Source organism: Serratia sp. MMO-28 (assembly GCF_037199905.1).
Taxonomy (GTDB): domain Bacteria; phylum Pseudomonadota; class Gammaproteobacteria; order Enterobacterales; family Enterobacteriaceae; genus Chania; species Chania oryzae.
In genome coordinates this window covers 75336-95397 of record NZ_JBBCVB010000018.1, presented here as the reverse complement: position 1 = coordinate 95397, position 20062 = coordinate 75336, and the positions used below count along the sequence as shown (strand labels likewise).

General features: G+C 53.5%; 16 protein-coding genes. 6 read left to right on the top strand and 10 right to left on the bottom strand.

The features are described 5' to 3' along the window. Positions 1–13 precede the first annotated feature (13 nt). The gene (locus WG891_RS16695; protein WP_443006167.1) at positions 14–1249 is read right to left on the bottom strand and encodes an alginate lyase family protein; all 1236 of its coding nucleotides are present in this window, start codon (positions 1247–1249) and stop codon (positions 14–16) included. 529 nt (positions 1250–1778) lie between these two features. Between WG891_RS16695 and WG891_RS16690 the strand changes: the two genes are divergently transcribed. From WG891_RS16690 to WG891_RS16665, 6 genes are all read left to right on the top strand, one after another. Then, on the top strand, positions 1779–3071 hold the full coding sequence (locus WG891_RS16690; RefSeq protein ID WP_337263731.1) for an ABC transporter substrate-binding protein: 1293 nt from the start codon (positions 1779–1781) through the stop codon (positions 3069–3071). 236 nt (positions 3072–3307) lie between these two features. Beyond that, complete coding sequence (locus WG891_RS16685) at positions 3308–4195, top strand: carbohydrate ABC transporter permease (RefSeq protein WP_337263732.1); 888 nt, start codon at positions 3308–3310, stop codon at positions 4193–4195. Positions 4196–4205: 10 nt separating this feature from the next. Next, entirely contained in the window at positions 4206–5045 is an 840-nt protein-coding gene (locus tag WG891_RS16680) for a carbohydrate ABC transporter permease (RefSeq protein ID WP_156293938.1), read from the top strand. A 10-nt stretch (positions 5046–5055) separates the two neighbouring features. Further along, on the top strand, positions 5056–6150 hold the full coding sequence (locus WG891_RS16675; RefSeq protein ID WP_337263733.1) for an ABC transporter ATP-binding protein: 1095 nt from the start codon (positions 5056–5058) through the stop codon (positions 6148–6150). A gap of 13 nt (positions 6151–6163) precedes the next feature. Further along, positions 6164–7297 carry an alginate lyase family protein gene (locus WG891_RS16670; protein WP_337263734.1) on the top strand — a complete coding sequence of 378 codons (1134 nt, stop codon included), beginning with the start codon at positions 6164–6166 and terminating at the stop codon, positions 7295–7297. A gap of 137 nt (positions 7298–7434) precedes the next feature. After that, positions 7435–7605 carry a hypothetical protein gene (locus WG891_RS16665; protein ID WP_337263735.1) on the top strand — a complete coding sequence of 57 codons (171 nt, stop codon included), beginning with the start codon at positions 7435–7437 and terminating at the stop codon, positions 7603–7605. Between the two features lie 138 nt (positions 7606–7743). On the opposite strand, the gene WG891_RS16660 is transcribed toward WG891_RS16665, so the two are convergent. The 9 genes from WG891_RS16660 to ynfF form a co-directional block, all read right to left on the bottom strand. After that, positions 7744–8652, bottom strand: a complete 909-nt coding sequence (locus tag WG891_RS16660; protein ID WP_337263736.1) for a DMT family transporter — start codon at positions 8650–8652, stop codon at positions 7744–7746. Between the two features lie 168 nt (positions 8653–8820). Further along, the gene (locus WG891_RS16655; protein ID WP_337263737.1) at positions 8821–9402 is read right to left on the bottom strand and encodes an adhesin; all 582 of its coding nucleotides are present in this window, start codon (positions 9400–9402) and stop codon (positions 8821–8823) included. 618 nt (positions 9403–10020) lie between these two features. Beyond that, entirely contained in the window at positions 10021–12555 is a 2535-nt protein-coding gene (locus tag WG891_RS16650) for a fimbria/pilus outer membrane usher protein (RefSeq protein ID WP_337263738.1), read from the bottom strand. Between the two features lie 114 nt (positions 12556–12669). Continuing rightward, positions 12670–13431: a fimbrial biogenesis chaperone gene (locus WG891_RS16645; RefSeq protein WP_337263739.1), complete on the bottom strand. Its 762-nt coding sequence runs from the start codon at positions 13429–13431 to the stop codon at positions 12670–12672. Between the two features lie 11 nt (positions 13432–13442). Further along, entirely contained in the window at positions 13443–14162 is a 720-nt protein-coding gene (locus WG891_RS16640) for a fimbrial biogenesis chaperone (protein ID WP_076942125.1), read from the bottom strand. A gap of 7 nt (positions 14163–14169) precedes the next feature. Next, positions 14170–14736, bottom strand: coding sequence for a fimbrial protein (locus WG891_RS16635; protein WP_337263740.1), 567 nt, complete (start codon positions 14734–14736; stop codon positions 14170–14172). Continuing rightward, a complete protein-coding gene (locus WG891_RS16630; protein ID WP_337263741.1) occupies positions 14711–15427 on the bottom strand; it encodes a fimbrial biogenesis chaperone in 717 nt (238 codons plus the stop codon). The genes WG891_RS16635 and WG891_RS16630 overlap by 26 nt, the downstream gene beginning before the upstream one ends. Before the next feature lie 54 nt (positions 15428–15481). Beyond that, entirely contained in the window at positions 15482–16036 is a 555-nt protein-coding gene (locus tag WG891_RS16625) for a fimbrial protein (RefSeq protein ID WP_156293929.1), read from the bottom strand. A gap of 920 nt (positions 16037–16956) precedes the next feature. Beyond that, complete coding sequence (ynfF, locus tag WG891_RS16620) at positions 16957–19395, bottom strand: selenate/tellurate reductase subunit YnfF (RefSeq protein ID WP_337263742.1); 2439 nt, start codon at positions 19393–19395, stop codon at positions 16957–16959. Positions 19396–20062: the final 667 nt, after the last annotated feature.

Below are 20062 nucleotides of genomic sequence, written 5' to 3'. Positions count from 1 at the left end.
CTATTCCCGAGCATCAGTGTTTTAATGGGGTGATAAGCGTCGTGATATCATCTGGATAACTTGCCATCAGCCATTGGGCCTTTTCGCTGAACTGTTTGTCATCCGGCCAGGCGCGGGCGGCGCTCACCATATTGACCAAGGCCTTTTGTGCATCCATTTTGTCGATGTCTTTCCAGGGCCACTGCGCCTCGCTGTTAACAAACCCGGCGATGTAGCTGTAGCCTTTACGCAGGCTGTGGTCATCGAGGGCGAAGTTCCACACGTCGACGCCCGCCACCTCGCCCAAACGCCCCAGCTTGTTGTAAGCCTCAAGGTGGAAGTTGCTGTAATGCCATGGGCGAGTGCGCTCAAGTTCCGCCATCTGGCGGCCTTCACGATCAAAATGCGCAGCAATACGCCGCAGTTGGGTGATTTGCAGGCGTTTCTTCGCTTCAGGAAGGTTGCCGCTGAACAGGGCAAAGGAGGCGGCCTGTAGGTCGAAATAGGTGCCATGGTTGTTATGCCAGTTGTCCTCTTCGAAACCGTTCTGGCTGGTGGTCATCCAGCGGTAGAAATCGCCGTACCACTGTTTGATTTTCTGGTAATCATCTTCGCTGAGCACCTTGGCCGGGCGCAGCAGCTCAACCGCGTCGATCACTTCCACCAGTGCCCGGCTGTCGATCAGCCCGATACCGCGCCCATCGTTAATCCCAGGGATCGCCTGCGCATATTGCAGGTTCGGGTTCATGCGGGTCTGCGGGTTAATAAACCAGTTGACGAGCTGATCGCGTGCCTTTTCGGCATAGGCCGGCTTTTGGCTGAACTGCCAGGCCAGCGCCAGCGTCCAGACGTCGTCACTCATGCTGTTGAGGCGTTTCTTATCGGTGGCATCGCTGTTGGCGGCGGGGTTGGTTTCGCCATCTTTACGCACGTAAGGCAGGCCATCTTTTTTAGCGGGATCGGGCCACCAGTAGGGGGGGAAGCTGAAGTAATCATGCTTGTCACCGCTGGCCGCCGTCAGGCTCTTATCCATGACCGAATACAGCGGTTTGCCAAGCGCCTTGTCTGCCTTGGCGATGAGTGCGTTGTAGGCACCGATAAACGCCGGATTTTGCGCGGCCAGTTGCTGCTGGCTGTACTGTAAATCGTCCAGCTTAAGGATCAGCGGATGGGCCTCTGCGGCGTGGGTGGCGTTAACGTGCAGCACAGCGGCAACGGCCAATGCTAGCCAAGAGCCACGGGACAATAAAGCCATTGTTATCGATCGCATAATTTTCTCCATTCATCAGAGGATGTGATTATTTATTTTATTTGGGCAATAAATATCCGCTAACTGCGAAGTTAGGAAATATACCGTGATGCATTTTCAATGCTCTTTCTTTTCAGGAAAAATCAAATTGAAATAATGTTTCAAGCTGGTAGTGGCGCAGTGTAAGAGAGCGCATGATTTTTTTTGTGACGTACTTCAAATTTAACTCTGAGATTTAAAATAACCCTAAAAGTTGTGTTATTCATCACGAAAAGCGATAACCATCAACATTATTTTATTTTTTAACCAATATTAGTGTTTTTTTAATTTATTGATTTTAAATAAATAAATTATTTTGTCACTTTCGTTGTCACTTTTTGATGTGATCTGTAGCAGGTTTTTTGATTTTGAAACGATATTTCTATTTTTATGGCATTGTGTTTAAAAATGGCATTCGATTTAATGGTTAGGTATTTATTTAAAATATGAGTTTATTGGGTTCACTCCGTTTTCATCACCATTAAATCTCTTAAAAAGGATGTGAATAAAAATGTCTGCGATAAAAATTAAATCCTTATTATTGTTATCTGTACTCGGTTTGGGGGCTACTCAGGCTTATGCCGAAGAGACCCTGAATGTCTGGATCCGTGCCAGCAACGACTCAAAGAACATCTACAAGAAAGAAGCAGAAACCTTTGAGAAAAAAACCGGTATCAAAATCGAGTATTTCAACGCCACCACCGACTTTGAACAGCGTCTGGCGCGGGCTGCGGCAGGCAATGCCTTGCCGGACCTGATTTTTAACGATGCGGTGGCGATTGGGCAGTTTATTCAGCTCGGTATCGCCGATGAGATCGACCCGAAAAGCATTGCCGGGCACGACAACATCTATCCGCTCGCTTGGCAAAGCACCCGTTATACCGATGGCAAATACTACGGGGTACCGACCTCCGCTCAAACCTTTGCGCTGTTTGTGCGCAAAGACTGGCGCGAGAAACTGGGCATGCCGCAGCCTAAAACTTGGGAAGATGTGGCAAAGCTGGCGCAGGCCTTTACGACGCAAGACCCGGACGGCAACGGTAAAGCCGATACCTACGGCTTTATTCTGCCTGCTTCCACCACGCGCGGTTACGCCAGTTGGTTTATGAGTGCGTTTCTCTGGCAGGCCGGTGGCGATTTTATTCGTGAATCTGCGCCGGGCAAGTTTAAAGCCTCGCTGGATGAACCGGCAGCGGTGGAAACGCTGCAGTTTATGCGCGGCATGCTGTGCGACAAAGTGGTGCAGCCGGGGGCGATTAACGCCACGACCGCCGACGTGATCCCGTCTTTCCGCTCCGGCCAGAGCGGTATGTTCTTCAGCGGGCCTTATCATATTGCGCTGTTTGATAAAGATCCGGGGAAAGACGCCTTTGAGGTGGTGCCTTTACAGGGGCCGAAAAGCGGGGCCACCTTGGCAGAGGGCACCACGGTATTCCTGATGAAGAGCAGCCAGAAGAAGGAGGCGGCCCGCAAGTTCATCGAATTCATGATCTCCCAGGAAGGGCAGGAGATCGGCATGGGTAAAGGCAGCAGCAATATCCCGGTAGTGCGTTTGCCGGTGAACAAGCGGGTGGATACCCAGGCAGTTTACAGCGATCCGCGCTGGGCCACCTTTGCCACGCTGTATGCCGAACAGGGGCGCTATGTGCCGCAGGTGCCTAACTGGACGCCAATCCGCCAGATCACCGCCGAAGGCTTCAACCGCATTCTGGCGGACTGCAACGGTGACATTGCTGCTGAGCTGCAAGCCACCAACGGCAAAGTCAACGCCGAGCTGGAAAAGCAGAACGTGCTGGCGAAGTAATACCTTAAACGGCGCCAGGAGGGGTAATGCCGGTCAGTTAAGGCTAGCCAGTTCCCTCTCCTTCGGGGAGAGGGTTAGGGTGAGGGGAAGATCACTGTACTACAAGCCCTCACCCCGGCCCTCTCCCACAGGGAGAGGGGGCTGCACCTTTAGCATCTGCTGCATAATTATGCGGTTTTTTGCTTAACTGACCTGCATTACAGCCAGAAAGGCACCTTGTTAACTCCTTGAGAGCGATGATAACCATGCTGACTTCCCGCCAGAAACGGAACCTGGTGCCGTGGATCTTCCTGGCCCCGGCCCTGGTCATTTTCACCTGGTTTAAATTTATCCCGATGCTGCAAGGCTTGGTGATGAGTTTTTACAAGGTGAACTTTAATCAAGCAGATGAGTGGGTGGGGTTTGCCAACTTTACCCGTGCTTTCGCGGATGCCGGCCTGCATTCGGCGGTGTTCAATACCTTCCTGTATGTGATCGTGACCATGGTAGTCGGGGCGGTGCTGGCCTTTTTCCTGGCGATGCTGCTGGAAGGGCCGGCGCGCCACCTGCGCTTTATTCGCACCGCCATTTTTCTGCCCGCGGTGACCAGTGCGGCGATCGTCGCCGAAATGTGGCGCATTTTGTTTAACCCGACGCCAAACGGCGTGATCAACCAGGTGCTGAGCTGGTTCGGCGTTGCCGATCAGGGGTTCCTTGCGAGTTCCGATCAGGCGCTGTGGGTGATCATGTTGTTGCACATCTGGAAAGCGGTGCCCTACAACATGGTGATTTTTATCGCCGGGTTGGCCGGGATCAGCCGCGATCTGTATGACGCCGCCAATGTCGACGGGGCCAGTTGGTGGAACCGCCTGCGCTACGTGACGCTGCCCGGCATGATCCCGGCGCTTTCGGTGGTGCTGATGCTGTCTTTCATCCGCGGTTTCCGCGTGTTTGCCGAAGTGTATGCCACCACCGGCGGCGGGCCTTCCAACTCCACCGAAATGATCATGACGCACATCTACAAGCTCGGTTTTGAACAGTTTGATTACGGCTATGCCTCGGCGGTGTCGTTCCTGCTGTTTGCCTTCACTGTGTTGCTGACCCTGTGCCATCTCACGCTGAAAAAGCGCATTACCCGTTATTAAGGAGCCCATTATGCTGAGTAAACGTTGGGACGCCGTTGGCCGCTGGATGATCTATGCGCTGTTGCTGGTGGTATTTGTTGGCCCGTTCTGGGGCATTGTTGCCACCGCATTCAGCGCCGCGCCGGTCAAACCGGGTGAATTGCTGCCGTGGCCGAACGCCTTCTCGCTGCAAAACTTTATCTTTGCCTGGCAGGAGATCGGCGTTTGGCAATATCTGCTGAACTCGATGGTAGTGGTGTTTTTCGGCACTATTCTGCAGGTTTCGGTTAGTGCGCTAGCGGCCTACGCGCTGGCCCGTAAAAAGTTTATCGGCGTGTCGTTGGTCAGCCTGGTGATCCTCTCGACCATGATGTTACCGGAAGAGGTGATCGCCATTCCGCTGTATATGATCATCAACTGGCGGCTGCCGGTGATCGATGCCTCGCTGTATAACAGCTACCTCGGGATGATTATGCCGGTGGTGGGGTGGGCCTTCTCCATTTTCGTCTTGAGCGAGTTTATGGCCGCCATCCCCAAAGAGCTGGAAGAGGCAGCGCGCATCGACGGCGCCAACGAATGGCAGATTTTCTTCCACGTGATCCTGCCGCTGGTAAAACCGGCGTTAGGCACCGTGGTTACCTTCGGCTTTATCATGATTTGGGACCAGTATCTGCTGCCGTTGATTGTAGTGAATCAGGACAGCCTGAACACCATCCCGGTGATCCTCAGCACCCTGCGCACCGACGAAAGCATCACCCCGAACATCTTTATTGCCATCACGTTATTGGCGATGCTGCCCAGCATCATCGTTTATCTTGGCCTGCAAAAACATTTCAACCGCGGGATTATGTCCGGCGCAGTGAAAGGATAAGGAGCGACACATGGGATCCGTTGTATTGAGCAATGTCTGTAAATCATATGGCGATGCGCATGTCATCAAAGATGTCTCGCTGACCATTCCTGACGGTGAGTTCTGCGTGCTGGTCGGCCCCAGCGGCTGCGGCAAGTCGACGCTGCTGCGTATGATTGCCGGGCTGGAGGAGATCACCGGCGGGCAGGTGGCGATCAATGAAAAAGACGTCACCGACGTGGAACCCAAGCTGCGCGATATTGCGATGGTGTTCCAGAGCTACGCGCTCTACCCGCAAATGTCGGTGCGGGAGAATATGGGCTTTGCACTGAAAATGGCCAAGCTGCCGAAAGCGGAAATCAACCGCAAGGTGGAAGCAGCGGCAGACCTGCTCGGGCTCGGCGTGCTGCTCGATCGCCTGCCGAAAGATCTTTCCGGTGGTCAGCGTCAGCGGGTGGCGATGGGCCGGGCGATTGTGCGTAACCCGCAGGTGTTTTTGTTCGACGAACCGCTTTCCAACCTGGATGCCAAACTGCGTACCCAGGTGCGTGGTGAAATTCGCGAGCTGCATCGCCGCCTGAAAACCACCTCGGTCTACGTGACTCACGATCAGATCGAGGCCATGACCATGGGGCAGATGATTGTGGTGCTGCGCGACGGGCGGATTGAACAGGTCGGCAGCCCGCTGGAGCTGTACGATCGGCCAGCCAATCTGTTCGTGGCCGGGTTTATCGGCTCGCCGGAAATCAACCAGTTGAAAGGGGAAATTGTGATGGAGGGCGATGAAACCCTGCTGCGCTTGGCGGATGATTCCCGGCTGCGCCTGCCGGTTGGCCTGCAGGTGCGGGCAGGGCAGCAAGTGGTTTACGCCATTCGCCCGGAGCAGGTCAACGTGGTGCATGAAAGCGAACACAGCGGTGCGTTGAAAGCCACCATTACGGCGATCGAAAATACCGGTTCGGATATGCAACTGTTCTGCAACACCGGCGGTGGCGCGTTCACTTCGGTATTCAAACAGCGCCTCGACGTGCAGGAAGGGGAAACGGTGTGGCTGCAACCCAAGCTGGCGGGTATTCATATTTTTGACGCTGTGAGCGGGCAGCGTGTTCCTGAATGTGTTGAGTAATATAAGGACCAGAATGAAGTTATATACGTTGGATGTCACTTGTCTGGAAAATGCCCGGCATCGGTTGCAGCAGCCTTTTTCCCCGTTGCAGGCCGCGCTGGCCCGTTTGGTCAGCGAAGCCGACACGCTGCGCGGCCAGCCGCTGGAAACGGTCGTCAATAAGAAGCTGCGGCCGGTGAGTGGAGATCCTCATGATTATTACAGCCTGGGAACCTACTGGTGGCCGAACCCGCGGCGGCCCAACGGCTTGCCCTATATCCGGCGCGATGGGCATACCAATCCGCAGTGTCAGAACAATGATACCGACACTACGCGGGTGATCCGCATGTGTGAGCGTTGCCTGACGCTGGGGTTGGCGTGGTATTTCACCGAGCAGCGCAAGTATGCGCTGGCGGCGGCTGAACAGATCCGTTGCTGGTTTCTTCATGCCGATACCCTGATGAACCCGCACCTGAACTATGGCCAGGCGATCCCGGGCATTGTTTCCGGGCGCGGCACTGGGCTGATCGATACCCGTTTGATGTGGATGGTGATCGACACCATTGGTCTGATCAGCAGTGCCGGGGTGCTGGATACCGACGATATTATCGGCCTGCATCAGTGGTTCCGTGATTTTAACCACTGGATGTATCACAGCGAGGTTGGTCACTCTGAATATGTGTGGCACAACAACCACGGCACCTGGTACGACGCACAGCGTGCGGTAAACGCGCTGTTTTATGGCGATAAAGGGCTGGTGGCGCGGATTATCCAGCAGGGGATCACCCAGCGCATGGCGGCGCAGATCGATCAGGATGGCAAACAGACCATGGAGCTGGAGCGCCCGGTGCCGTTCCACTACTCCTTGTTTAACCTGGAGGCGCATCTGCTGCTTAACCGTTACGCGGAGCACGTCGAGTTTGATCGCTGGAACGAGGTGCGCGATGGCAGAAGCGTCAAGTTAGGGATCGACTACCTGGTGCCGTTTATCGCCGAACCGGATTTATGGCCGTATAGCGATTTGCAGGGGATCGTCTGGGACAGCGCGCTGCGCCTGCTGCTGCAAGCCATGCGCGGCTACCCCAAAGAGGCACGCTATAAAACCGTGCTGGCAGAGTTGCCGGAAGAGACGCGCAGCCTGCGAGAGCATTTGATGTGGTGTGGTTAGTGGGGGAGTGTGATTTTTTGTGGTATCAGGAGCGGCGATTTAGGGAAGCTCTGCTGCCCCAGTAAAATGCTGGCACAGCAGCAACGTTTCTAGCTTATGATGTGCCCTAGTGATATGGCATGCAGATGGGAGTTGTGATGAGTAGTACTAAAAAAGCGGTGTCATCTTATATCAAACCTTCCCGTGAGCAGATTGTTCGTTCTGTAGTGACTTCTACTGCGATTGAAACGGGTCAATCATCGGATAAAATCGAAGTTTCTCCCAAAGCCCTTCGTGAGAAGTTTGCACACCTCCGTCTGGCAGTTTAATCGTTGACTAGCGCTTTGCTTACGGTAAGCGAAAAATAAAATGCGTTGTCCAAACATTAAACCGCCTCATTCTGGCATCAGCTCACCGCAATAAACAACGCCAGCACCGTATTCCGCGCTGGCGCTCAATTATGACAATCAGGAAAACTTTTTCGCTCCAAAGACGCCTACCAATACACCGGCCATAACGGCGATCATCGAAAGCTGAACGGTTTCATGTAATACCAACCCTGCCAGCGCAAGGCCAAAAAAGGGTTGCAGCAACTGCAACTGACCAACTGTAGCAATGCCGCCTTGTGCCAGGCCGCGGTACCAGAAAATAAAACCGATCCACATGCTGAACAGCGAGACATAAGCTAAAGATATCCAGGCTGCGTGACTGACCACTGGCCAAGCGCTGGGGGCTGAAAGTACGGTAACTACCGCCGTTAGCGGTAAAGAGATTACCAGGGCCCAAGAAATCACCTGCCATCCACCCAGTTTACGCGTAAGTACTGCACCTTCGGCATAGCCCATGCCACAAAGGAGAACGGCGGCAACCATTAGCACGTCACCAAGCCATGAACTGCCGGAACCTTGGCTCAAGGCAAAACCAGCCACCAGCACACTGCCAAGTATGGAAAATAGCCAGAAAGCAGGTTTTGGTCGTTCTCCGCCGCGTATCACGCCAAAACAGGCGGTTGCCAACGGAAGAAGGCCGATATAGACCAGGGAATGTGCCGATGTGGTATGTTGCAGCGCGAGTGCCGTCAGTAAAGGAAAACCGATCACCACGCCGAGCGCGACAAACGCCAGTGGCAGGATTTCATGCCTTTGCGGTAGTTTCTGCTTGATTATCAACAGTGCAGCAACGGCCAGTATGCCCGCAAGGGCTGCTCTGATTGCCGTCAGGAAAGTCGGGTCAAACTCAAGCACCGCTACGCGCGTTGCGGGCAAAGACCCGCTGAAAATCAACATACCTAAAAAGCCGTTGATCCAACCCTGAGCCGGGTTATTGATATTATGGGTACTGAGTGTTGCGATGGTATTTTCCGTATTCTCACTCATTCTGATACGACTCCATTCTTTTTATATTGTTAATGGTTTTAATCTGCAGATGTTCCTTATTTCTACCAGAAAAAACCTGGAAAAAACGGAGAAACAATACCGTATTTTCCAGGCTAATTGATATCGAGATATTTCCGTTACGCTGCTAGTAGCAGAATAAGCAGGTGCTTAGTTAAACGTGACCAGCATATCCGTTGAGGCATCAACAGGCCCCAGCGGCAGGCTGGCACCCCCTGAGCACAAACGCCAGGTAACCTGATTATTAATCACTTTTGTCGATTCGCTGCTGGCGATATTGCCCACTTTAAGCTGGGTATTATCAAACGGAATGCCGGTGGTGCCGTTGCAATCACCGCTGCCAGTAACGCCATTGTTGATTTCCCCGGTGATATAGCCGCCGCCCTGGGTCAGCGCCAACCGGGTTGGGGTGGCTGAATACAGGCCGCTGCCAGCACGGAACTGGACGTTGATATTGGCGTCAATGCGGTCCGAATCCTGCGAACAGGAGACCATCATTGGATAAGTCAGGCGCGCCAGCTCACTCCCCGCCTGGCTATTACGCTGTACGCCACCAAAGTTGATATTGGTGGTGGTCGCCACGGTGCAGATCAGAGTAGAGATACGCAGAGTGATCGCGCTGGGTAAAATCTGTTGAGAACGATCTGCGGCAGCAGAGCCTGCCTGAAGACTTGCGGCGTACATGGCTGGAATGGTGACTTGCTGGCTGGTTTGGCTGCCATTAGCCACCATTGCCCAAGAGCCTGTGATTTGCACAGTTCGTAGAGAGTTGACGGGATAAAAATTAGTCACATTGTTCGGCCGTGGAGGTAAACACCACTGCCTGGATCCAGAGGTAGGATTTATCGTTGGATTCGTGATGAAAGCCCCTGAACTGGTGCTCCCCTCTGTGCGGGGTAACCCTATCATACCGGTTAGCGTTTCCCGAGTGCTGGAAGGGGCAACAAGGTAGCTCGCGCTTACGCTCGCCCTGGGGATCAGCCCTACCCCTGGAGCGATCGGTAATGCCATATAACCCCCAATTTCTTCAAGTTTCGCAGCATCCATGCAGACGTTTGGGCTGTTGGATATTGCGGCTATGCCATAGATATTGTTCAACCTGGCATTACCGATAGTACCTGACATATTTGCACTAAAGGGGTATCCCTCCCAAACAATGCCGCTTCCTTTGCCGATAGTGATGATATCGATGGCTCTGGACGAGGGGACAGACACCAATAATAACGTCAACGCCGTCAATAGGCGCAGAGTACCCCGGTGGTGATTGCTCTTCTGAATTGATGGCAGTGTTTGCAGGTTTTTCATATTTGTCATATTCCTTTTTTATAGTGATTCTGGCGGCCTTCGGGGTTATTGCCCCTGGCAGGCTACGGTCAGCATATGTATCGGGTTATTGGCTGATGGCGCTGAAGCGTTTTTCAGGTTGAAAGAGGCCTGGCACTGTTGGTTTGCCTCTTTGCCCCATGTCACCTTGAGTTTCCCTTGTTCCGGCAGGCCGCTCAGGTATACCTGGCCCGCTTCGCCGACAATGCCGGTATTCGGTTTGTTGGCCGCCGTGTTTTCTACGGCCACCAGCGCCCCGAACGGCACCGGGGTGTTGCCAGCCAACTGCAGCGTCATCAGCACCTGATAACCCACCTGTGTGGCAAAGTTGGCCATTACTACTGCGCCCTTGGTTGGGTACACGTTCAGGCTCGATTGCGTCACATCCACATCGTCCGGCAAGGTGGCCGGGTTCAGGCCGACGCTGTTGAGCTGATAACTCGACAGATAGGGCACTACCGCATAGCCGCGACTGTCGGTACGGATGTCGCCATTCATCACGCTGGTGCCTTTGGCGCCCGGTGCGCTGACGACAGCAACGGAGTTGCCCAGCATCTGGCTGAATGTCACCCCTTCTGGATGCACGACGACGCCCCCGTTACCGCTCATGTTCAGTGAGCGATTCTGGTTGTCGTAGCTATAGCCCATGCTGGCTGAGCCTTTGCTGCCTTGATAGCCGGTATTCAGCGTGCTGCTATTGTTGCCTTGCCCGTTAGACCAACCCTGCATCACGCTGTAGGAGAGGCGGTTGTCGAGCGCACTGCCATTAATCCCGGCCTGCTGCTGCACCTGCCCATGATTGTCGTGGGTCATCTGGTAACTGGCATAGGTGTTACGTAGAGCCGGTGACGAACCAAACAGATTCAGTGGCACCTGCATGTTCAGCGATAGCTGGCGGTTCTCTGGCCAACTGCCATCCCCGTTCAGCCGGTCAATGCTGTAGGCCAGGCCGTAACTCACACCGCGGTAGCTGCCGTTGTAACCCGCCGACACCGTGTTCAGCACCTTGTCATTGCCCCAGAAATCGTTACGAGAAGCGGACAGATACAGTGAGCCCCATGAATCCAGTTGCTGGCTGAGCCGCACCTGGAGATTGGAGCGCTGACGTTCCAAGGCCCACGGCACCTGGCCGTCACTGAGCTGGAAGCCCTGATTGTTGAAGTCAGAGAAACTGTAATAGTTGCGCGTTGAATAGCGGTAGGCGGTGAGATCCACGGCTGTACCGGTGCTCAGCATACTTTTGGCATAACGCAGGCGGTACGAATACCCTTGCTGATGATCGTCCTGTCCATGCAGTTTGGTGTTAGAGGCGGTGATATCTGCCGACAGTGCGCCAAAGTTGCCCAGGGAGAAGCCGCTACCTGCCACAACGGAGGTGTAATCTTTGGCTAACAGTGTGCCACCATACAGGGTGATATCATGTGGCAGGCCGTAGATGGCGGTGCCGAGCACAAACTCTGCCTGCTGCGAGTCGACCGTAATGCCACCGTTGTAGCGGCCTGCCGTCACTTCATACTTCAGGCTGCCTTGCCGCCGCATCACCGGGAGCGATGAGAAGGCCAGCGTCTGGGTGCGGACGGTGCCATCGGCCTCGTGAATGGTGAGGAGCAAGTCACCCGCTTGGCCGGTCTGGAACAGATCATTGATACGGAATGGCCCTGGAGCCACATAGGTCTGATAGACGACGTTACCGTTCTGGCTTACCGTGACGCGTGCGTTGGTTTGCGCAATGCCGCTGATGATCGGCGCAAAGCCGCGCAGGCTGGTGGGCAGCATGTCGTCACTGGAATTAAGCTTGACCCCACGAAACGGGATGCTGTCAAACACGTCGCTTTCGGTGTTGTTTTCCCCCAGCAGAATTTCCGAACGCCAGGGCTGGATATCGCGCTGCAGGTAAGTGCTGCTAAATTGCGTGCTCTGAGTCGTCTGCCCCGCCACGTTGCTCTGGCTATTGGTATTGCGTGAATAGGTCATGTTGCTGCGCAGGCGCCAGGCTTGCCAGTTAGCACCACCTTGCACGTTGGCAAACAGGTTGGTCTGGGTGTTGCTTCCCATACCTTGCTGTTCACTCTGCCAGTTGCGCCCGCCATTCAGGTTATAGTTGAATAACAACGCAGGCACGCCATGCTCCCATAAGGCAGGATCAACCGACCCTTGCGCGTTGGGCTGCATTGCCACCTGCGGGATGCTGATATCCAGGCGGAGTTGGGCTAAGTCGAACTGGATTTTTGCCTCAGGAATCAATGCCGCAAGGTCGTCGACGGGGTTTTCCGGTGCTAGCCCGGCAAAGGTCGGCAAAACCTGCGTATTCACCCCCAGTTTGTGCAGGAAGTCTGGCGTGAGTTGTGGCTGAATATCACCATGGGCATTCGCTTCGAAGACCAGGGTGTGCTGCCCCTGATCTATCTGGTTGATAAACAAAGAGACGGTATAGGTGCCTGGCGGTGTTTTCCCCGATGTGCCAAAAGCGCTCAGATCCACAGCCGCTGCGTTAGTCCCCCCTAAGGAAAGTAGCCCTGGGTCAAAATAGTCTTGGGCCACGGCGGGGCTACCACTTACCAAGAGAGTTGCTCCTGCCAGCACTGGCAACAAGGTGAGATCAGTATGTCGTGTTGTCATTAATTATCGCGTCCATAACGAAAGTCAGGGTATTGTCCGTACGTCACTGCAAAAAACTTATAGAGGGCGCTGTTCGACTGGGGTACTCCAACCGTCTTCATCAATCAGTTGCCATGTCACGTTGCCAGAGGCCGTGTTTGGCAGGGTGTAATGCTGTTGGCCCTTAGGGGGAACCATCAGGCGTAATTGCGCTTTATCCAGTGCCGCTGTTCCTACCTTCAGGTGTGAGAATGTCAGCCAATACGGGGTGGGGTTTTCAGCAATCAACTGGTTGCCGTCACGGCGGAACTTCAGCTTGGGGGCCATATCGGCCACGGCGCGCTTAACCAGCCCTTCCGGGCGGTAAAACACCTTCATATTGTTGGTGACCGTCAAGACCATCTGCTTATCTTCCGTGCGTTGTTCCGGTGCCGCCTGGGCGGGGATCGCCTTCATCGAGATAAAGAAGACGGATTCACGATCGGCCGGTAGCACCACGGCATTACGGCGAATACGCAGCGTCAGATCGCTATTGGCTTCGAGGCGCGCAAGCGGTGGGGTGACAATAAATGGCATAGCCGGATGCTTTCCCTCGGCCACATTGCCGGTGGCGGTGTCGACAGGCTGGATCCAGGACTGCATCAGATAGGGGTAAGGGTTGCTGTTGCTGGCCGTCAGGGTGACCCCTTTCTTATCGCTCTCAAGATAAATCACGCGCAGCACCTGAAAGGAGATCCCTTGAGGTGTCGCAGAAGCTGCCTGGGCGTGTGCCGTGCCAGCAGCGATCGAGAACAAGCACAAGGCCCAGCCGATAAAATGCCAACGAAGTAAAGCGTTCATTATGATGTTTCCTATAGCGAAGAGAGGGTCTGTTGGCACGGGGTGGATAAGCCACCGTAATCAGTCACGGTCTGCCATTCGGCCTGTGTGACTTGCCCTTGAGCCGTGTAATTCTGTGTACTCATCGGGGCCAGCATCGATGGTTGAATATCGAGATTGACCGGCTTGCCGTTGAATTTCAGGTGACCCAACGTCTGGAAGTAGGGCGTCGGGTTCTCGATACGCACGCCGTTAACACCGGGGCTGAACCGCAGGCTGCAAGTGGTGTTGGCTGGTGTCATTTTGAGATCGGCCGGACGATAAAACAGCTTGATAACAAAACGCACCCCCATGGACACCCGTGCCGAGGGGAGCTCTTTGCCGGAAGCGGGTATGGCGATCACTGCAAGGTAAAACAGCGACTCGCGATCGGCAGGCAGGGCAGCGCCCTGCGGGATAATCCGCAGCAATTGCTGGTTGTCGGGTTGCAGTGAAAACATCGGCGGCGTCACGATAAAAGGCGCGGCAGTGCTATCGTCGGGTGCCTGTTGTACCCGGCTTTGGATCAGATAGTTTTGCTTGGAGGTGTTCTTCACCGCCAAGGTCTGCGCTTTATCGGTGGATAAAAAGATCACTCGCGTCTGGTTCAGGCTGATCCCCCCGGCAGGATTCTGTGCTGCCAGGGTGGGGGCTGAGATCAGCAGACATAAGCCGGTAATCGCGACCGGACGATAGAGGTCAATCAGGAACATATCAGCCTCAGCGATAGGCCAGGTTAAACAGAATGCGTGCCGTCAAGGTGCCCGGCGTTATAGGGTCGCTGGTGCATGCCAGGCTGCCGCAGGTGATTCCGGCATAAAACCTGATGTTCTGATCGGGGGGATTTACCCCTGCTGCTGCCAGCGGGATATTGTCTCCATTTTTGACTTCTGTACTGCCATAAGCCGGTGGGACATCCGTTTTCACCAGCATGACGCCAACACCGGACGCGCTGGAGTCGCTGCTACGGAATAACCATTTACTATCGCGTGTGATGCCGTCACCGCTGACGTTAACAACCGGAGCCAGGCTGGCATCGGTTCCGCTGCAATCCTGCACGGTGAGGGTAAAAGGCTGGGCGGCCTGCAAGGTTGCAGGTGCAAACTGTGACAGATGAACAGAGTCCAGCGCCAGCGTACTTTTATCCAGGCTGAAAGTGCATGTTCCTGGATTGAGTATAGCGGAAAAATTGAGCGTTACTGCCTGAACAGGCTGGCCAATCAGGGCCGACAGCGCCCAGATTGTCAGCAGAAGAGTTCTTTTATTGCAGGTTATGATTGAACGCACTGATTCCCCCTTCATCGTTAATGGTTTTCCACTGCACAGCGCCCTGTGTCTTGCTGGTCGCGTAGGTATGGCTACTGAACGGTGCCAGCATCAAGGCCGCAGGCGTATCCAGTTTGAGTGCCTGCCCACCGATGCTGATCTCGGCAAAGCTGACAAAATACGGTGAGTTATTACTGACCTGAATTCCCCCTTTAGCGCGGGAAAACTGCAGATTCTGCTGTGCTGCCAGGGATGAAGAAGGCAGATTGTTTGGGCGGTAGAACATTTTTATGATGTTCCCGACGCCAAATTGTGCCGCGCCATGTACCCCAGCCTGCTGGTTATTCGCTTGGGGAGCCGTGCTGGCGGGAATCGCGCTGGCATGGAAATAGAACACTGACTCACGATCGGTCGGTAAGGTTGCCCCTTGCGCTACAATGCGAACCTGATTGACGCTGTTGGGCTCCAGGCGGAACAGAGGTGGCCTGGTCTGAAACGGAGCGGGCTGAGCCCCGTCCTGCGAACCGCTGATTCTGGCCTGCACCAGGTACGGTTGTGTGGCCATGGTATTACGCACTGTTACACTGATACTGTCAGCGCCCTGAGGATAAATCAGGCGGGTTGCGTTGATACCAAAGCCACCCGTTTGGGCCACGGCAAGCAGGGGAAATCCAGCAAACAATATTGAGAACAATGGGAAGATACGGGACATATAACAATTCCTAAGTGCGAGGATGAGGGGGCATGAACCGCCCCCTGGGATAAATCAGTTGTAGGCAAAGCTGAACAGGATCGGCGCGTTGATAGCACCGATATTCACCCCGGTAGTGGTGGTAGATGCCAGGCCCGCCTGCAGGCTCAGAGTTTTGCCGTTGAAGTCGCTCTGTGCTGGAGTTGCGCCAGCGGTAGCTACCAGCAGTTTTTCACCGTTGGTGATATAGGTGCCTGCCGGAGCAGAAGCCAGGCGCAGCATCACACCGGTGTTGGTGCCCGTGCTGTTAAACATATTCGGGTTACCCCCCAGAGTTTGGCCGCTTACCACCAGGTTAGCGGTATCGCCAGCGGACAGAGGAGTCTGGCAGTTGTTGACACCTACGGTGAATGCCTTCTGGCTGGCTGGGATTGGCGTTGCTACCGCAGTAAAATCAGCTGGCGTATGGTTGCCCAGATCCAGGTTGTTGGTGGACAGGCTGACGTCACAGGTTGCAGCAACAACGGTACCAGTGATGGTGATTTGGGCGTTAGATGCTGCCTGAGCACCGCCAGCGGTAGCCAAAAGCAACAGAGCAACTGGGGTCATGGTTGATAAAATCTTACGCATCATAATTTCCTTATAGAGAGATAATAATATTCCGATTATTCGGAGTGGTTACGTGGCATAGGTATGCCGTAGGTAACATAGGGTTATGTAAGCAATAAATACTTACGGCTAATATGGATATATTGAAGAATTGAGTAAAAACGTTAAGCGATGAGTGATGGTTCTATCTTACGCAGGGTCATGTTGCGAATGTTAAGCTCACTATCTTGCTACGTATCTTTTAATTTCATTCTTAAGAAATTAGTCTATAAAATAATTTCATGAGAATAATCTCTACTGGGTATATATCCTGCTGTACTTCTGTGGTGAATGTAAAAAACACCGCCTTATTAAGATAGTAACTGCTTTCTTAATGCGATGGATTGTAGAGGGGGGGGATAAATATTGGGAGATGATATTTTGTTTTGTGTGATAACTGAAATTCAATTTTCTGAGTAAAATTAAGATGAAAGCTTGATAAAAATATCTTTTTTTACCCCTAAATGGGTATTTAATAGATAAGTTTAACGCTTGTAAAAATAAACTACTGCCCCAGTGATTGTCAGGAAATGTATAGAAATCAGTAGATATAAACCTCCTGCTGAAAGGGGGGGTAGGCGAGTTATGCAGCAACAGGGAAATAAAGCGGATTGCATCAGCACTGAGTCACGGGTGCTTAGATATTGGACTGATAAAAATAGGTATAACCAACGCTAGTGCGTTATTTTCCCGAACGGGAAGGTTTTTCGCTCTGAAGGGACGCACCGGTGCAACTGACATAATGATAGTTATCGAAAACTGGACGGTTTTATACCCTATCACACCCATCGCAGAAAGATTCAGGCTGTGGATGCATCCGGCTTTTCTACAAATCGAATTAATGAAAATATAGCAAGCAGAAAACACAGGGGCTGAGCCATGCAGTTCAGCCCCAAATCCCCTTACAATTTGGCGATTTCGACCAGATTGGTGTGCTGCGGGTTGCCTTTGGCCAGCGGAGAAGGGCGCTGATTGGTGAGAATATTCACGCTGCCGCCGTGGTCGACCCTGTCGCCAAACATGTCGGCCACCAGCCATGCTCCTTGGCCCATGGCGGTGACGCCGGGCATAATCCGCGGGGTGACCTTGGCCTGGATCCTGGTTTCGCCGCGGTTGTTGAATACCCGGACCCGATCGCCATGCAGGATGCCGCGCGCTTGCGCATCCAGCGGGTTGATCCACACCTCCTGCGGGCAGGCCTGCTGCAGCACGTCAATATTACCGTAGCTGGAGTGGGTTCTGGCCTTGTAATGGTAACCGAACAGCTGCAGCGGGAACTGGCTGCGGGCTGGATCTTCCCAGCTTTCAAAACCGGCGGCATACACCGGCAGCGGGTGGATCACGTCTTCGGCCGCCAGCTCCCAGGTAGCGGCAATCTCCGCCAGCCGTTCGGAGTAGATTTCAATCTTGCCCGACGGTGTTTTCAGCGGATTGGCCTGCGGATCTTCGCGGAACTCGCGGAACGCCACCACGTGTTCCTGCGGGCATTTGCGCTTGTAGATCCCCACCGTTTTCAGTTGCTCGTAACTCGGCATATCCGGGTTGCGTTCACGGGTTTTCTCACAAAGGTATTGGATCCACTCCTGTTGATTACGGCCTTCGGTGAAGGTCTGTTCGGCCTCTTTACCCAAACGCTTGGCTACTTCCGACAGGATCTCGTAAATCGGGCGGCGTTCAAATTTGCGTGAGGTGGCAGGCTGGCCGAGGATCACATAGCCCATATTCCCGGCCGACTCATGGGGGATCAGGTCTTCCTGCTCGGTTGGCATCAGATCGGGCAGCAGAATATCGCAATACTTGGCGGAAGAGGTCATAAAGTGCTCAATGCCGACGATCATTTCGCACTTGCTGTCGTCCTGCAGGATTTGGTGCGTGCGGCTGATATCGCCATGCTGGTTGATCAGCGTATTGCTGGCATAACACCAGATGAACTTGATCGGTACGTCCAGCTTGTCTTTGCCGCGAATACCGTCGCGTTTGGCGGTCATCTGCGTGCCGCGTTCAATGGCGTCGGTCCAGGTGTAAACAGAAATCTTGGTCTGCACCGGGTTGGTCAGCATGTCAAACCATTCCACACCCAGATCAAAGGATCCTTCACGGCAGCCGGTGTTGCCGCCGTTAATCCCGACGTTGCCGGTTAGGATCGGTAACATGGCGATGGCGCGCGCGGTTTGCTCACCATTAGCGTGGCGCTGCGGCCCCCACCCCTGGCAGATGTATGCCGGTTTGGTCATACCGATTTCACGTGCCAACTGGATAATGCGCGCAGCCGGGATGCCGGTAATGCGTGCCGCCCAGGCGGGAGTTTTTGCTACGCCGTCTTCGCCTTGGCCCAGAATATAGGCTTTGTAGTGGCCGTTTTTCGGCGCACTGCTGGGCAAGGTTTTCTCATCATAGCCAATGCAGTATTTATCGAGGAATGCCTGGTCTACCAGGTTCTCGCTAATCAGCACATAGGCGATGCCCGCAACTAAAGCGGCGTCGGTGCCTGGGCGGATCGGGATCCATTCATCTTCCCGGCCCGCGGCGGTGTCGGTGTAGCGCGGATCGATCACAATCATGCGCGCGTTGGAGCGTTCTCTGGCCTGTTCCAGATAGTAGGTTACGCCAGCGCCACTCATGCGGGTTTCCGCCGGATTGTTGCCGAACAGCACCACCAGCTTGCTGTTGGCGATATCATCCGGGCTATTGCCCTGCTGTGCGCCGTAAAGATAGGGCATGGCAGCGGTGATTTGTGCGGTGCTGTAGCTGCCATAGCGGCTGAGGAAGCCGCCGCAGGAGTTCATCAGCCGGTAAGGCACGTTGGAGTTGGTGATATTGCCGCCGTCCACCCCGGTGCCATACAGAACGTGTACCGCTTCATTGCCGTATTCATCCAGGGTGTGTTGCAACTTGCCGCTGATGGTATCCAGCGCCTCATCCCAACTGATACGGACAAACTTGCCTTCGCCGCGCTTCCCGACGCGTTTCATCGGGTACTTCAGGCGATCCGGGTGATTCATGCGGCGGCGGATCGAGCGCCCACGCAGGCAGGCGCGCAGTTGATGGTTGCCATATTCGTCGTTGCCGGTATTGTCGCTCTCTACCCAGTACACCTCATCATCACGCACGTGCAGGCGCAAGGCGCAGCGGCTGCCGCAGTTGACGGTACAGGAGCTCCAGACCACTTTGTCTGCCGGTGGTGCGCTGGTAGGCTGGTTTTCAGCGGCGGTGGTTTTACGGAACGGTAAAACCAATCCTGACGTCGCCGCCAGCAGGCAACCGGCAGCCGTGCTGGTTTCAAGTAATTTTCGCCGGCTGATTGGATGATTAAGAAGATCCTTGTTCTGGATGTCGTTCATAAATGCTTCCCTCTTAAAGCCTGTTTTAATCAAGCTGTTTTATTTACCCATTGGTGTTGGGCTTAGGGCAATTCTGGACTGATGCATTAATGTCATTTACGTAAGAGAGGTGAATATTTTTACGGAGTAATAGTGTTGGCTGGTGAGTCATGGCGGATTTAATGGCTTCACCAGTGAATATTATCAATCCGCTATCAGGGTGTTTTTCACCGACCCATAACGCGAGGTGTAAATACCATTACTATACCTTGATACCGTGACCAATGTTTGTTTGAGGTCAATTTTTCGGTGCTATTATCTTATTGCTGTTTTTTTTAATATTCTGTTTTAATTGAATTTATTTTTTAGTGCGTTGTGCGTTACGCTAAAAAAACAACAAATCTAATAATGGAGAGTGAATGGCTTTGATAAGCTTATTGAGGCTATTACGCTAAGTGATAGTTAAATTTCTATAATTATTACGCGGCCAGGAAAAGTTATGAATCAATAATGAGAGTTATTCTTGTTTATTTGCAGTTATTACTGATAACGGTGCAGAGATGCAAGCTAAATATTTTTTGCTGAAGCGATTTTTCTCATGTTATGAAAATATTAATAATTAACCCATTAAAGGTTGATAGAGATCAACACCGCCCACCCTACATATAACAAAAAATTAACCGCCCGT